The 15,523-nt window shown below is 72.1% G+C and carries 10 protein-coding genes; 5 read left to right on the top strand and 5 right to left on the bottom strand.

Annotated features, from left to right (window positions below):
• The first annotated feature begins 120 nt into the window (after positions 1-120).
• Both N5079_RS20325 and N5079_RS20320 read left to right on the top strand, forming a co-directional pair.
• The gene (locus N5079_RS20325; RefSeq protein ID WP_261585522.1) at positions 121-3,390 is read left to right on the top strand and encodes an ATP-dependent helicase; all 3,270 of its coding nucleotides are present in this window, start codon (positions 121-123) and stop codon (positions 3,388-3,390) included.
• A gap of 112 nt (positions 3,391-3,502) precedes the next feature.
• Positions 3,503-6,868 carry an ATP-dependent helicase gene (locus N5079_RS20320; RefSeq protein WP_261585521.1) on the top strand — a complete coding sequence of 1,122 codons (3,366 nt, stop codon included), beginning with the start codon at positions 3,503-3,505 and terminating at the stop codon, positions 6,866-6,868.
• A 104-nt stretch (positions 6,869-6,972) separates the two neighbouring features.
• On the opposite strand, the gene N5079_RS20315 is transcribed toward N5079_RS20320, so the two are convergent.
• Positions 6,973-7,626 (bottom strand): Uma2 family endonuclease, encoded by a 654-nt coding sequence (locus tag N5079_RS20315; protein ID WP_261585520.1) that lies wholly within the window; start codon positions 7,624-7,626, stop codon positions 6,973-6,975.
• A gap of 181 nt (positions 7,627-7,807) precedes the next feature.
• Between N5079_RS20315 and N5079_RS20310 the strand changes: the two genes are divergently transcribed.
• Together N5079_RS20310 and N5079_RS20305 are read left to right on the top strand one after the other, a co-directional pair.
• Positions 7,808-8,929 (top strand): alanine racemase, encoded by a 1,122-nt coding sequence (locus tag N5079_RS20310; protein WP_261585519.1) that lies wholly within the window; start codon positions 7,808-7,810, stop codon positions 8,927-8,929.
• Positions 8,930-9,022: 93 nt separating this feature from the next.
• Positions 9,023-9,175, top strand: coding sequence for a hypothetical protein (locus N5079_RS20305; RefSeq protein ID WP_261585518.1), 153 nt, complete (start codon positions 9,023-9,025; stop codon positions 9,173-9,175).
• On the opposite strand, the gene N5079_RS20300 is transcribed toward N5079_RS20305, so the two are convergent.
• The 3 genes from N5079_RS20300 to N5079_RS20290 form a co-directional block, all read right to left on the bottom strand.
• Positions 9,160-10,878 (bottom strand): IucA/IucC family protein, encoded by a 1,719-nt coding sequence (locus tag N5079_RS20300; protein WP_261585517.1) that lies wholly within the window; start codon positions 10,876-10,878, stop codon positions 9,160-9,162. The genes N5079_RS20305 and N5079_RS20300 overlap by 16 nt on opposite strands.
• A 129-nt stretch (positions 10,879-11,007) precedes the next feature.
• Complete coding sequence (locus tag N5079_RS20295) at positions 11,008-12,972, bottom strand: IucA/IucC family protein (protein WP_261585516.1); 1,965 nt, start codon at positions 12,970-12,972, stop codon at positions 11,008-11,010.
• Entirely contained in the window at positions 12,969-14,138 is a 1,170-nt protein-coding gene (locus tag N5079_RS20290) for a siderophore biosynthesis protein (protein ID WP_261585515.1), read from the bottom strand. Before N5079_RS20290 ends, N5079_RS20295 begins: the two co-directional genes overlap by 4 nt.
• Positions 14,139-14,353: 215 nt before the next feature.
• Between N5079_RS20290 and nudC the strand changes: the two genes are divergently transcribed.
• A complete protein-coding gene (nudC, locus tag N5079_RS20285; RefSeq protein ID WP_261585514.1) occupies positions 14,354-15,256 on the top strand; it encodes an NAD(+) diphosphatase in 903 nt (300 codons plus the stop codon).
• Between the two features lie 15 nt (positions 15,257-15,271).
• On the opposite strand, the gene N5079_RS20280 is transcribed toward nudC, so the two are convergent.
• A complete protein-coding gene (locus tag N5079_RS20280; protein ID WP_261585513.1) occupies positions 15,272-15,511 on the bottom strand; it encodes a mycoredoxin in 240 nt (79 codons plus the stop codon).
• Positions 15,512-15,523: the final 12 nt, after the last annotated feature.

The following is a 15,523-nucleotide window of genomic DNA, read 5'->3' as shown; positions in this document are numbered from 1 at the left end:
GGATTTGCCCCAGATCCGCTGGTGATGGCCCGGCGTGTCGTGCCGTTGGCTGAGACCACATCACGCTGTACTGGTCATTCGGGCACGATCTACCCCAGGGTTCTGGTGGAATTCTGAGTTGTGAGTGGTCAGAACTACCGGCTGGTGCGCCGGGGCGGCGTGGGACGGCGTGCCGTTCCCGTGCTGGACGAGCACCAACGCGCCGTCGTCGAGCACGACGGCGGTCCGCTGCTCGTGCTCGCCGGACCCGGCACGGGCAAGACCACCACGATCGTGGAGACCGTGGTCGACCGGATCGAGCGGCGCGGCGTCGACCCGGAGCGGGTCCTCGTGCTCACCTTCAGCCGCAAGGCCGCGGGCGAGCTGCGTGAGCGCATCACGGGCCGGATGCGCCGGACCACCAGGACGCCCCTCGCCCTCACCTTCCACAGCTACGCGTACGCGCTGCTGCGCCGCGAGGCCGTACAGGCGGGAGAGCCGCCGCCCAGGCTGCTGACCGGCCCCGAACAGCTTCTGGAGATCAGGCGGCTCCTCCACGGCGAGCTGGAGGACGGCGCGCGGCACTGGCCCGACCGGATGCGCGAGGTGCTGAAGACGCGCGGGTTCGCCGAGGAACTGCGCGACTTCCTGTCCCGGGCGGCCGAGCGCGGGCTGGACGGCGAGGCGCTCGTCCATCTCGGCCGTGAGCACGGCCGGCCCGACTGGGAGGCCGCCGGGCTGTTCTCCGGCCGCTACCAGGACCGCTTCGACCTCGACCCGGTGCCCTCGCTCGACTACGCCGAGCTGATCCGCGAGGCCGCCGGGCTGCTGACCGACGGCGACATACGGCGGCGCGAGCGGGACGCCTACGACGTCGTCCTCGTGGACGAGTACCAGGACACGGACCCGGCCCAGGAGTTCCTGCTCCAGCAGCTCGCGGGGGAGGGCCGCGACCTGATCGCCGTGGGGGACCCCGACCAGTCGATCTACGGCTTCCGCGGCGCGGACGTGCAGGGGATCCTGCGGTTTCCCGACAGGTTCCGGACGCTGGACGGGCAGGAGGCCCCGGTCGTCGCCCTGCGCGTCTGCCGCCGCAGCGGCCCCGAGCTGCTGGAGGCCTCCCGCCGCGTCGCGTCCCGCCTGCCCGTGGCTCCTTCCCCGGGCGGCGGGGGCCGGTCGGCGCGCGGCGGACACCGGGATCTGGTGCCGGCCGATGACGCCGAACCGGGCGAGGTCAGGGTGCTGCTGGCCGACAGCGAGAGCCAGGAGGCCGCCGTCGTGGCGGACACCCTGCGCCGGGCCCACCTGCTCGACGGCGTGCCCTGGTCGCGGATGGCCGTGCTGGTGCGCAGCGCCACTCGGCAGCTGCCCCTGCTCCGGAGGGCCCTCATCACGGCGGGGGTGCCGGTCGTGGTCGCGGGCGACGAGGTGCCGCTGGTGCAGGAGCCCGGCGTTCGTCCGCTGATCACCCTGCTCAAGGTCGCCGCCCGGCCGTCCACCCTCGACGTCCCGACGGCGGAGGAGCTGCTGACCGGCCCGCTGGGCGGCACGGACATGATCGGAGTGCGCCGCCTGCGCCGCGCGCTCCGGATCGCCGAACACGAGGCCGCGTCCGCGTCGAACGCCGCGGAGGCGGCCGGCCCGGCGAGCCGGCCGGATCCGCCGGGCCGGGTGGAGCAGGCGCAGCCGGTCCTGCCGTTCACTCCGCGGTCGTCCGACGAGATGCTGGTCGCCGCGCTCCGGGACGCCCGCGAGCTCATCCCCGTCGAGCCGCACGTGGCCGCTCCCGCGGAGCGGGTGGCCCGGCTCCTGAAGCTCGCCCGCCACGCCGTACGGCACGGCCGTGGGGCCGAGGACGTGCTATGGGAGATCTGGCAGGCCAGCGGCCTGGCCGAGCGGTGGGCCGACGCCAGTCTGTCCGGGGGGTCCAGGGGAGCGCAGGCCGACCGGGACATGGACGGGGTCGTGGCGCTGTTCGACCACGCGGCCCGCTTCGCCGACCGGCTGCCCAAGGCGGGCGTGGAGGTCTTCCTCGACGACCTGACCTCCCAGGAGATCGCGGGCGACTCCCTCGCGGAGCACGCGCCCGAGGGCGACGCCGTACGGATTCTGACGGCGCACCGGTCCAAGGGCCTGGAGTGGGACGTCGTCGTGGTCGCCGGCGTCCAGGAGGGCGTCTGGCCCGACCTGCGGCTGCGGGGATCGCTGCTCGGCGCGGAGGCCCTCGTCGAGCTCTCCGCGGGGACGGCGCTGGACACGACGCAGGTGGCGACGGCCGCGCTGGCGTCCAAGCTCCTGGCCGAGGAGCGGCGGCTGTTCTACGTCGCCGCGACCCGGGCCCGCCGCAGGCTGGTGGTGACCGCCGTCGGCGGCGAGGACACCGACGAGCGGCCGTCGCGGTTCCTCACCGAGCTGCTGCCCGGTGGGGTCGAGGAGGCCACCGTGGACGACCGGGCGCGGTGGCTCAGCATGCCCGCTCTCGTGGCGGACCTGCGGTCGGCCGTGTGTGACACGACCAGGCCCGAGTCTCTGCGCCGCGAGGCGGCCGGCCACCTCGCCCGGCTCGCCAGGGCCGGAGTGCCCGGCGCCAGCCCGCGCGAGTGGTACGCCATGACGCCCATCTCCGACGACCGGCCCCTCGGCTGGCCCGACGACATCGTGCGGATCTCCCCCTCGGCCGTGGAAAGCTTCACTAAGTGCGGGCTCCGCTGGGTGCTGGAGACGGCGGTCGGCGCGGGCGGCACCAGCGTCACCCAGAGCCTCGGCACGGTCATCCACGCGATAGCCGTCCTGGCCACGGAGGACGGCGCCGATCTGGGGCGGCGGCTCGACGACATCTGGGACCAGCTCGACTTCGGCGGCATCTGGTTCAACCGCAAGCAGCGCAAGGTCGCCGAGCAGATGGTCGAGCGGTTCGTACGGTGGCACCAGGAGAACCCGCGCGAGCTCGTGGCGCTGGAGGAGGCGTTCACGGCGGTGGTCGCCGACGGCGTGCACATCAAGGGCCGGGTGGACCGGGTGGAGCGCGACGGCGACGGCCGGGCAGTGATCATCGACATCAAGACCGGCAGCTCCAAGCCGAAGGACGACGAGCTCGACCGGCACCCGCAGCTCGGGGTGTATCAGCTCGCGACGCTGCTCGGGGCGTTCAAGCGGCACGGCCTGGTCGAGCCCGGAGGCGCGGCGCTCGTCCAGGTCGGCAAGGCGGCGGGCACCTCCGGAGGGGCCAAGGAGCAGGCCCAGCGCGCGCTCGGCGAGGACTCGGAGCCCGAATGGGCGCAGGAGCTCGTCGAGACCGTCGCCGCCGGGATGTCGGCGAAGGTGTTCGTGGCGAAGGTGAACGACGGCTGCCGCACGTGCGCGGCCAAGGTAGCCTGCCCGGTCAACGACAACGGAGGCCAGGTGTGCTGATCCCGCGCCAACCGGCGGACCTATGCATGCGGTCCCCGCGGGCCGTCCGCGTGCCCGTGGACCGATCCTTTCCCGGGCTGCCGGACCGAGCCGTCCGTGCTCGGGGGGTGTCATGGTGAGCCCCGCGTTGAGCCCGTTGGACCTCGCCGGCAAGCTGGGCGTCCTTCCGCCCACGCCGGAGCAGGCGGCGGTCATCAAGGCGCCGCTGGAGCCGGCCGTCGTCGTGGCCGGAGCGGGATCGGGCAAGAGCGAGACGATGGCGGGGCGGGTCGTCTGGCTGGTGGCCAACGGCCTCGCCCGGCCCGAGCAGATCCTCGGGCTGACGTTCACCCGGAAGGCCGCCGCCGAGCTGGCTGAACGCGTGCGCAAGCGGCTGGCCGGGCTGGCCGCCGCCGGGCTGGTCGAGGCCGAGCTGCTCGACACCGAGCCGACCATCTCCACCTATCACGCGTACGCCGCCCGGCTGGTCACCGATCACGCGCTCCGCGAGGGGCTGGAGCCGACCATGCGGCTGGTCACGCCCGCCGTCGCCTGGCAGATGGCGGCCCGGGTCGTGGGGCAGTACGACGGCCCGATGGACAAGGTGGACCTCGGGCCGCCGAGCGTCACCGCCGCCGTCCTGGAGCTGGCCGGGGAGATGGCAGAGCACCTGCGCGGCCCCGAGGAGGTGCGCGAGGTCGGCGACTGGCTGCGGGACCGCCTGGCCGCGCTCCCCGGACGGACCATCCTGGCCCAGCAGAAGCCGGTCAAGACCCAGGCCGTCAGGGAACAGTTCCTCCCGCTGGTCGAGGCGTACGAGCGGCTGAAGCGAAGCAGGGAGGTCATCGACTACGGCGACCAGATGGCCCTGGCCGCGCGGATCGCTTCCCGGCACCCCGAGGTGGGCGTGTCGGAGCGGTCCCGGTTCTCGGTCGTGCTGCTCGACGAGTATCAGGACACCAGCCACGCCCAGCTCGTGCTGCTCCGCGCTCTCTACAGCGGCGGCCATCCCGTCACGGCCGTAGGCGACCCCTGCCAGTCGATCTACGGCTGGCGCGGCGCGTCGGCGGGCAACCTGTCGCGGTTCCCGCTGGACTTCCCGACGGCGGCGGGCGATCCGGCGCCCGTGCGCCAGCTCTCGGTGAGCTTCCGCAACGGGGAGCGGGTGCTGGGGGTCGCCGCCGCGCTGCAGGGCCCGCTGCGGCGGGAGGCCCGGCAGGTGCCGGTGCTGGTTCCCGGCGACAACCGGGCCGGGCGCGGGCGCGTGGTGTGCGCCTTCCACGAGACGGCCGAGGACGAGGCCGAGTGGATCGCCGAGGGCGTCGCGAGGACGCTCGGCCTCGACAGCGCTCCCGACGGGCTGCCCTGGGGCGAAGGGGAGCGTGGCGGCAAACGTGGAAATGCCCTCCAGCCGCAGGACGTGGCCATCCTCGCCCGCAAGAGGTCGCAGTTCCCGGCTCTGAGGCGGGCGCTGGAGGCCAGGGACATCCCGGTCGAGGTGGTGGGCCTCGGCGGCCTGCTCACGGTGCCCGAGGTGGCCGACATCGTGGCGACGTTGCGGACGCTGTACGACCCGACGGCCGGGGACGCGCTGGTGCGTCTCCTCGCCGGACCGCGCTGGCGGATCGGCCCGGCCGATCTGAAGATCCTGGGCGACTACGCCCGCGAGCTCAATAGGGAGACCCGGCGAGGGCCGAAGGAAGAGGATCCCCTCGAACAGGTCGTGGCCGACTTGGCCGAAGAGCGCGGCAGCCTCGTCGACGCGCTCGACGAGCTTCCGGATCGGCCCCAATGGCTGGAGGCATTCTCACCGCTCGCCCGTGTGCGGCTGCCCGCGCTCGCCCTGGAATTGCGCCTGCTGCGCTCCCACTCCGGGCAGCCCCTGCCGGATCTGATCAGTGAGGTCGAACGGCGGCTCGGGCTCGACGTCGAGGTGGCGGCCCGGGGCGGCAGCCCGCTCGCCGCCCGCGCCGACCTCGACGCGTTCACCGACGCGGCCTCCCGGTTCGCGGGCGACTCGGAGGACCCCACGCTCGGCGCGTTCCTGGCCTACCTCAAGGCCGCCGAGACGGAGGAGTTCGGGCTGGAGGCCGGCCGGGTCGGCGACACCAACAGCGTCAAGCTGATGACGGTCCACGCGTCCAAGGGTCTGGAGTGGCCGGTCGTCGTCGTGCCGGGCCTCTCCCAGCTCACGACCCAGAAGGGCGGCCTGGCCAAGGGCAGCGTGTTCCCCGCGACCCCTGTGACGAACTCGCGCTGGACGGAGAACCCACGCAAGCTGCCCTATCCCCTTCGGGGTGACAAGGCCGACCTGCCGGTGCTGGCGGGGCTGGACAAGGAGGCCCTGGCCGACTTCGACGAGCGCTGCCGCGACCGCGATCTCCTGGAGGAACGGCGGCTGGCCTACGTCGCCGTGACCAGGGCCCACTATCTGCTGATCGCTTCGGGCTACCGATGGGGGACCGCGTCCAAGGCACTGGAGCCGTCGGACTTCCTCACGGAGATCCGCGACGCGGGCGCCCAGGTCGCCAGGTGGGAGCTGGGCGAGAGCGAGGAGAACCCGCTTCTGGCCGATCCTCCCGAGGCGCTGTGGCCGTCGGTGTCGGTGCGCGAGTCCGTGCTGGACGGCGCCCGCCTGGTCGAGGACGCCCTGGCTGGCTTCACCGACGATGCGGTGCTCGACGGCGCCCCCGGCGGAGCCGCCGTTGACGTCTTCGCCGACGCTGTGCCGGCCGGCTTCGGCGTCGCTGTGCCGGCCGGCTCCGCCGACGGCGCTGTGGGGGGCGAGAGCCGTACGGACCTGAAGGACTGGGAGCTGGAGCGGATGCGCGCCTGGGCGCGGGACACGGACCTGCTGCTCAGGGAGCGCGAGGCCAACCGGCATCGGGCCGGGGCCGTCGTGGAGCTGCCCGCGCGCCTCACGGTGTCGTCCCTCGTGACGCTGGCCACCGATCCGTCGGCGTTCGCGCGGCAGGTGCGGCGCCCGGTGCCGAAGAAGCCCGCGCCGCTGGCCCGGAGGGGCACGACGTTCCACCGCTGGCTGGAGTCACGCTGGGGCCAGCAGCGGCTCATCGACGACCTCGAGCTGCCGGGGGCCTCAGACGAGCTCTCGGAGGCCGATGTGCAGCTCGCCGAGCTGCAGGAGCGGTTCGAGGAGAGCGAATGGGCCGGGCTCGAGCCCGTCGATCTCGAGGTGCCGTTCGAGACGATGATCGCGGATCGGCTGCTGCGCGGCCGGATGGACGCGGTCTTCCGTGAGGGCGACGGCTACGTCGTGGTCGACTGGAAGACCGGCGAGCGGCCCACCGGCAACGCGGCCGACACCGCGTCGATCCAGCTCGCGGCCTACCGGATGGCCTGGTCGGCCCTGGCCGGGGTGCCGCTGGAGAAGGTGGGGGCGGCGTTCCACTACGTCCGGTCGAACGACACCGTCCGCCCCGTCGACCTCCTCGACGCCGACGGCCTCACCGCCCTGATCCACCAGATCCCGGAAGGCTGAACCCGGGCTCGTGCCGCCGGGCGCAAGCCGGCGGCACATCGGGGTGGCCGCACGCCGATCTTCCCCGCCTGGGGGGCCGAAGAAGTCACAGAGCGCGGCTGCCGTCACTCGAACAGGGCCGCCGTGTCTATCTTCAGCTTGAACGGCGCCGGCAGCCAGAGTGGCTCCCCGGCCTGGACCATGACGATCCGCTGGTACGGCTCCCGCAAGTCGTCCGCGGTGAGATCCTTCAACGGCTCCGTCATGAGCGTGACCGTCTCGGGATCTGTCACCGGGTCGATGATGAGCAGAAGCGGCACGCCGGCGCGGGCGTACTCCAGCGGCTTCTCGTCCCAGTCGACGGACCGCGTGCCACGAGAGCAGACCTCGGCGACCAGCAGAGCGCTGTGACCCAGGATGTGCATGTCGTCGTACTGCTCGGCGTCTTTGGGGGCGACCATGAGGTCAGGAAGCCTCATGTCCGGAAATGGCGGGATATGCACTCCCCAGTTGGAGTGAATGAACCAGCCGTTCGCCCTGGCGGAGTCGAAGAGCTGGTCCATCAGGTGGAAGGTGATGTTCGACTGGCTACGGTTGATCTTCGGGCTCACGACGACCTGGCCCCAGGAGATCTCCGCGGTGTAGCCGGCGTCGTTGAGCTCCTGGCAGAGCTGCTGGATCTCGTCCTCCTCGTCGAGCGGCTCGGGCTCGATATCCGGTGGTCGCGGAGCGGGGGTGTGCTGGTGCCTTCCGTGCCGGGTGGGCTTTGTGAGCGCCATGTCGCCGCCATCCTCTCGGGCTCCCTACATGTCCGATGGTACGTGCTGTCACTGAGACGCGACGGAACGTAACAGCAACCGGTAGGCGAGCCGTACCGGCGGCGAATCGGCCAAGGTGGAGGGAACCCGGGCCTCGGGTGCGGAGTTCTGCTCCCGGAAAGCAAAGACCTGACCCCAAAGCATGATCGGAGACGACGACGTGACCGTCACGACGCCCGCGCGAGCGCCCATCTGGGAGCCGGCTCACGCCGCCGACCTGCCCGCCTACGTGTACGACCTGGTGGGTCTGGACGCCCACGCGGCGGCCGTACGGGAGGCCCTGGGCGACGTGGAGCTCTACTACGCGGTCAAGGCCAACCCCGACCCGGAGCTGCTGCGGGCGCTGGCCCCGCACGTCGACGGCTTCGAGGTCTCCTCCGGAGGAGAGCTGGCGCACGTGCGGGGCCTGTTCCCAGGTGTCGCGGTCGCGCTCGGCGGGCCGGGCAAGACGGACGGCGAGCTCTTCGCGGACGTCACCCGGCTGCACATCGAGAGCCTCACGGAGCTGCGCCGCCTGCTCGCGTCCGGGCGCCCGGCCGACGTACTGCTCCGGGTCAACCTGGACGTCCCGATCGAAGGGGCTTCCCTGGCCATGGGCGGCGGCGCGACGCCGTTCGGCATGGATCCGCAGGGGATCGCCGAGTGCGTCCGCCTGCTTGAGAGGCAGGACGTCGTACGGCTGCGCGGCGTCCACGCCCACCTGGCCAGCGGGCTCGAGGCGCCGCGGCTGCTGGAGCTTGCCGCCGTGGTGCTCGACTACGCGAGGGGCCTGGGCGTCACCGAGATCAATCTCGGCGGGGGCATGGCGGTGTCCTACGCCGACCCGGAGGCGCTGTTCGACTGGCGGTCGTACGGCGAGGGCCTGGCGAGGCTCCGCCGTCCCGGCGAGGTGCTCCGAATCGAGCCGGGACGGGCGCTGACGGTCTACTGCGGCCGGTACGTCACCCGGGTGATCGACGTGAAGCGCGTGCACGGCGCGCTGTTCGCGGTCGTCGCCGGGGGCACCCACCACCTGCGGACCCCGGCGACCAAAGGCCACGACCAGCCGTTGGTGGGGCGCGGACAGGTCGCGGGTGATCCCGTCACCATCGTCGGCCAGCTCTGCACGCCGAAGGACGTGCTCGCCCGTGACGTGCCCGTGCGCCTCGAAGTGGGCGACGTGATCGAGTTCGCGATGGCCGGGGCGTACGCCTGGAACATCTCCCACCACGACTTCCTGATGCACCCCGAACCCGCCTTCCACTACGTCCGCGAGACGGTGTAGCGGTCCAGCACGCGGGGGCGCGCTCGCGGCCGGGAGTTCAAGGCGTCCAACAGCGGCGGCTACCTGGCCTGGACGCTGCGCGACGGCTCCACAGTGGTCGCGAGCGGGCGGACCACCGCCGTCGACCTGTGGCGGGACAAGAACTACCTGCATCCCAAGTGGGGCATCTGCCGCAGCATCGAGAGCAGCGGCCTGCAGAACACCTACCAGCTCATCCGCAACTTCCAGGGTTACCAGCTCCAGTAGCCCCCCAGGGGATTGGCGACCGGGACGTATCCCGCCGCGCTGTCCGCTGAACGGGCCCACCTCGCGCCGAGGTTGGCCTTGGCGGGGAGGGGTGCGCCGGCGAGCAGGCCGGCCAGGGGAACCGGCCGGCCGTGCTCGTCGGCGTAGCGCGCCAGCACGTCCCTCGCGACCTCCCACAGCCGATCAAGAAGCGAGGCGCGTTTCGCGGCCGGCTCGGCGACGGTCGCCGCGACCTCGGCGAGGTGGTTGACCACGAGGCAGTAGACGACCCGGTCCCAGCCCCGTCCGGCCTCGTAGGTCAACGCCTCGGCGACCCGTCCGGGCAATCCAGACAAGTCGTGGCGGCCGGCTACCAGCTTGGTGCCCTCCAGATCACGAAATATCGCCTCAACGGGGAGTCCGTCGTCGTCGACCCCGACAAGGACGTTCTGCACGTGGGGTTCGAGCACCACCCCATGTGTGAAGTAGGCGTCCAGCACCGGAGGCGCGACCCGCTCGACGTAGGCCCTCCACCATGTCAGCGGATCTCCGGCCCGGCGCGCGCGGACGGCGTCCGGCACCCCGGCCGCCGTCGTCACGTCCTCCTCCGCCATGCCGTACGGCGGGGCCGCGAGCGCCGCCGCGAGGATGGGGGTGACGCCGGGGCCGCACACGGCCCAGGGGCCTGATCGGACGATGACTCCAAGCCCCTCTAGCCGCCGGGTGCCGAGGGCCGCCGAACGGTAACCGGGCTCGGGGAGCCATCGAGTGCCGGGAAAGGCGTCCGCCAGCCGTTCGAAGGCCGGACGCAGACGCTCGGTCAGCTCGACCGCCCCGATCAACTCGTACCACGCGTTCTTCCGGACGCAGTTCGTGATCCGGACGTCCAGGCTGAACTTCAGGCAGCTCCCCGTGCCCGGCTCGTACACCGTCCGGACCGACGAGGTGGGGATCACCGGGCGGGAGCCGTACCCGAGATCGATCAGCCGCCCGTCGCCGAGCGGTTCGCGCAGCTCGCCGGCCAGCAGGTCGAGCTGCCACGGGTGCGCCGGGAGGAGCGCGTAGCCGGGCGGCGCCGTGCCCAGCCGGTCGAGCACGCCGGCGTCACCCTGCCCGGCCACCAGATCCGACCGGACGCCGAGCAGCCGCAGCGGGAACTCGGCGTGCGTCTCGGGCGCGTACAGCGGCCACTGGGAGCCGGTCCGCGCCTTCGGGGACGGATGGAACGGATGTCCGTACACAAGGGCCTGCTCGGACGCCAGCCAGGGATCCCGTGGTGGCCGGGACGCCCGTGCGGCGTCTTCGGCGGCTTCGGCACGGGCCGAGAGAATCGTCGCGATCGCGTCTCGGCTGGAGACCACCTGCGCCGCGAACTCATCGTTGGCCTCCTGGCCGACGCCGTCCAGCCTGTGTTCGGCCGGTCCGTGTTCGGCGGGCCCGTGTTCGGTGAGTTCGCGTTCTACGAGTTCGAGAAGCAGGTCAGAGGTCAGCGGCAGCCAGGACCCGTCCGCGAGCCATTCGGGCGGGCCGTCGAAGCGCAGCGCGATCCCGCCGCGGGCGCGCACGCGGAGGAGCGCCCCCGCGACACGCAGCATCAGGTACGGCTCGGCCGCCCAGACCTGGCCGCGCGGGCCGCACACCTCGCGGGCGCAGCAGCGCAGCAGCGCGGCGAGCGTCGCCCCCTCGGCCAGAGCGGTGTGCGGGTCGATCAGGAGGCGGTCCATGGTCGAGATGCCCTTTGCATGGTCACGGATGGAGAAGAGCCAGGTCGAGCGGGAATCCGGGGAACCCGTGCATGATCACGGGCGGGGTTGTGGCAAGGTCGGAAAGGAGGCGCGGGAATCTGTGCATGATCACGCGCGGGGGGTGGGGCGGAGGTAGTTGGGGCCCGTCGTGCCGTAGAACTTGTTGATGTCGCGGGCCCCGGAGCGCCGCTTGTCCACCAATGTCCCGGCAAGGACCATCGACTTGCCGACGAGCCGATCCGCGTCCAGAGTGCGCGCGCGGAGCAGCCTCGCCATCGGGTCGTCACCGAAGGGATCCAGGGCCGCCGACAGCTCCTCGCGGAGCAGATCCGCCGCCGTGGGGTCCCGGAGGCCGTCGCCCAGGGCTGGGAAGGTGATCGCGGCCGCGGCCAGGTGAAGGGTGATCGTCACGAACACGTCGGCCACCGCGTGCGGGTCGTCCGTCAGCATGCGGTCGTCACCGAAGTCCGGCACGCCCAGCCCGGCCCCGCGCAGCCGGTCGGGTGAGGCGAGCAGGCCGTCGTTGTCCTTGACCAGCAACCGCATCGGCCCGTCGCCGAAGACGAGGGCCAGGTTCTGCTGGTGGGCCTCCAGGGCGATGCCGTACCGGACGAACAGCCCCACGTTCCACGCGAACAACGTCGCGAGATAGTCCCGCAGCAGACCTTTCACGTCGCCGCCGAAGAAGCGATCCGCGAGCTCGTGCAGCACCAGCCGGGTCTCCCGCCCCGGAGTGGCGCTCCCCGGCCACGGGCCCGAATCCTGGCACCGCGGCGCGCCGGGTCGAAGAGTCCAATCCTCCGGCCGCCAGGTCAACTGCTCAGAGCACCGGATGGCGTCCTCGGGCCACGCGGCGAGCAGCGCCGCGACGGGGACGATCTCCCCTTCGGGGAGGCGGCGGATCAGCCAGCCCAGATACTCATGCCCGGCATGCCCGTAGGACTGCTCGTCGGCCAGCGCCACCCGCATCCGAGGTTCCCGTTGGAGCACCTCCCGCAGGAGCGACTCGGCCAGCGCGCCGTCCCGCAGCGTGCCCGGCTTGATCGATCTCCGGTTGCGCAGACCGAGCGTGCTGGTCGCGAGGGGCAGCTTGAGATGCGTCCGCTCCTCGACCTCCACGGTCCGCATGGAGAGTGTGGGCCGGACCGTCAGGTATGGCTTCCGGCCCACGATCACGTCAGGCATATCGGCGAGCCGGGGCACGGTGAGCGGGTGCACGGGGAACAGGACATGCGTTCCGGCGAGCCGGTGTGACAGCCCGACGTCGCCCGGCCGCGGCCACCACGACGGTTGCCCTGACGCCCCGGCCCCGGCCTTCGCCCCAGCCTCGACGCCTACCCCGGCCACGACCTCCGCGACCGCGTCGGCATTTGCCCCGGCGTCGGCATCTGAGCGGCCGCCGGCTTCCGTCCCGGCGTTCATTTCCGTGCCGACGTCTACTCCGGCCTCGGCCGGGGACGGCGTGACGCGCGCCCGGGGGACGGCTGCCCAGGCCAGTTCGAAGCTCGGGGCGAACTCCGGCGCGTGTGCCAGCAGTTCGTCGGCCGAGACCCCGAGGCGGCAGCGGGCCGTCGGATAAAGCGGATGATCGACCCCTGCCGCCAGGGTCTCGTAGAAGATGAGACCGCGCCCCGAACCCCCGGCGCGATCCCCGACTTCGTCAGCCAAGCCCGGGGCTATGCGCTCCTGGCGGAGTAGGCGGGCGATGACCTCCTCGCGGTGATGCTCGTGGAGATCCAGGGCGGCGAGGGTTTCGTGGCACTCGGTCGTGAAGGCGGCCACTCCCTCGGCGTCCGCCGGGTCGGCGACCGCTTCCAGAGTCCGGAGGACCTCCTCCAGGCCGAAGTCCGCCGATGCGGCCCTCCCGGGCTTCGTGGCGTCCGGTGCGGCCACGGCGAAGTCCTGGAACGGGGAGCCGGGGCAGAGCCGTACCCTCCTGCCGGAGGCCAGGATCAGGGCCACGCCGTCCTTGTCGCTGGTCAGGCGCGAGGAGATGCCGGCGTAGTCCTCGCGGAGCAGCGCGTTGAGCACCCTCACCGCCAGATAGCGCTCCTGAGCGGACTGCTCGGTCACGCGATCACCCAGGGATGGAGCTTGCGGAAGGACTCGATGGCGGCGTCCACGCTCAGGCGGTCCGGCCCGGTCGCGCGGACGACGCCGAGATAGTCGCGGTTCGTGTGGGTCAGCTCGATCCGGTCGCCGACGGCGCGCAGCGGCCGATGCCAGAGGCGGACGCCGTCGGCCGCGACCGCCGACATGTCCGCCGGAGCGGCCGTGATCACGCCCGAAGCCCCGGCGACGAGGCTCACCGCCGCCCCAAACCGCCCATCGCTCGCCGGGGTGCCGGTGCCGAGCGCGTCGAGGGGCTCTCCCGCGTGCACCCGGAGGATCCACGCGAACAGCGGCGCACCGATCAGATCGGCCAGTAGGAAGTCGCAGTTGTCGCCGATCAGCCGGTAGTTCGTCTCGATGATCCGGGGTCCGTCCCGGGTGACGACGTACTCGGTGTGGCAGACCCCGAAGCCCACTCCTACCGCGTCGAGGGCGGCGGTCACGTGGCGCAGGTGCTCCTCGGGCGGTTCGGGGTGCCAGTCCAGGCGTTCCTCGACGAAGTGCGGGAGCGGGCCCAGCGTCGTGCGGAATCCGCCGAGCACGCGGGTCGTCCGGCCGTCGCCCAGCGTCTCCAGCGTGTAGAGCGGCCCGTCGAGGAACTCCTCCACGACCAGCACGTCGTCGGGCCGGCGCGATCTGATCCCGGCGACGGCCACGGTCAGCTCTCCGGCGTCCGCCGCGAGCATGACGTCCTCGCTCGCCACCCCCGCCGCCGGTTTCACCACGACCGGGTACGGCAGGGCCGGCGGAAGGCCGGTCCCGGGCGGGAGCCGTACGGACCGGACGGACTCCACGGGAGCCAGGCGACGGCGCATGAGGGCCTTGTTCTTGGCGGTCACGCAGGCCCGCCAGTCCTTGGCCGGCAGCCCGAAATATCCGGCCGCCAGGGCGGTCTCGGCCTGGAGGTGGTCGGAGTTGGAGAAGACGACGTCCGGCCAGTGGTGCCCGGCGATGGCGTCGATCACCGCTCGCGTGTCACGCACGTTGGTCTCGATGACCTCCTGGCCCGGGTAGCCGTCCGGCTGGTCGGTGAGGACGGTGACATCCCAGCCCAGTGACGCGGCGGCGGGAAGGAAGCCGCCGAGGACGGAGTCCGTGGGGTTGAGCGCTGTGAGGTAGAGCCGCACGCGGAGCCTCCATAGGTAAGGCTTACCTAACTCGGCACATCCTAGCCTCATGGAGATCGGTCCGCGCGCCGGAATCCCCACGGGCGGCCACGTGTTGCCGCATGAACCCCCGCATGAACCCCACCCGCATGAACCCCCGGAGGAGCTCCCCGGAGGAGCTCCCCGAAGAACTTCCCGGAAGAACTCCCGGAAAGAACTCGTGGAAGGATGACGCCGTGGAAATCTCGGAAGGTCTGCTCGGTCCCCTGCTCCTGGCGCGGAGCGCCATCGACCGTTCGGCGGCGCTGCGGGGCGACGAGGAGTGGCTGGAGCGGGCCTGGGCCGACGAGAAGACCCGGGTCCTGATCGTGAACGAGGGCCAGACCCTGATCCGCCGGTTCAGCGAGGACGCGGCCCTCGTGCTCGTGTCCCCGCTGGAGGCTCCCGAGGGCCCCCGTTACCTGCTCGGGGTCGACGCGGACGGCGTGCCGTACTTCGCGGTCAAGGCCCCGCTCCCGCCCGGCGAGGCGGCGGGGCTGAGGCAGGCCGGGGCGCAGCTCGACGACCGCGACGCGGGGCTGCTCGTCTACGCCGTGGCCCTTGAGGCATGGCACGAGACCCACGAGTTCTGCCCGCGCTGCGGGAGTCGTACGGACATCACCGCGTCGGGCCACATGCGGATCTGCCCGAAGGACGGCAGCCAGCACTTCCCCCGGGTCGATCCGGCGGTGATCATGCTGGTCCTCGACGACGACGACCGCGTCCTGCTCGCCCGTGGCCCGGAATGGCCGGAAGGCCGGATGTCGGTCCTGGCGGGCTTCGTCGAGCCGGGGGAGTCGCTGGAGCACGCGGTGATGCGCGAGGTCCTGGAGGAGGTCGGCGTCACCGTCACCGCTCCCCGCTACATGGGGAGCCAGCCGTGGCCCTTCCCGCGCAGCCTGATGCTCGGATTCGTCGCCCGCGCCACCACGACGGAGCTCCGCCCCGACCGCGAGGAGATCGCCGAGGCGCGCTGGCTGTCCAGGGAGGAGCTGGCCGCCCAGGTCGAGTCGGGGGAGCTGGCCCTGCCGGGCCAGGTCTCGATCGCGCGGAGGCTCATCGAGACCTGGTACGGCGGGGCCATCCCGGGCGAGTGGTGATCCGGGGACGACCGCTCAGCAGGCGCCCTGGAGATGGCGCTTCACTTCCAAGACGGACGGGTTGGTCATCGTGTGGCAGTCGGCGACCACCGTCGGGACGACCTGGTTTCCGTTGTTGACACTCATGACGAACTCGGCGGCGTCCGGGTGCCGCTCGATGTCGACCTCGCTGTAGGCGATGCCCTCGCGGGTCAGCTGGCTCTTGAGCCGCTTACAGGGGCCGCACCAACTCGTGGTGTAGACCGTGAGCGCCATGATCGTCCCTTT

It is taken from the genome of Planotetraspora sp. A-T 1434, assembly GCF_025420585.1.
GTDB lineage: Bacteria > Actinomycetota > Actinomycetes > Streptosporangiales > Streptosporangiaceae > JAOEGB01.
The sequence above is the reverse complement of the archived record's forward strand: the minus strand, read 5'-3'. Positions and strand labels throughout refer to the sequence as shown.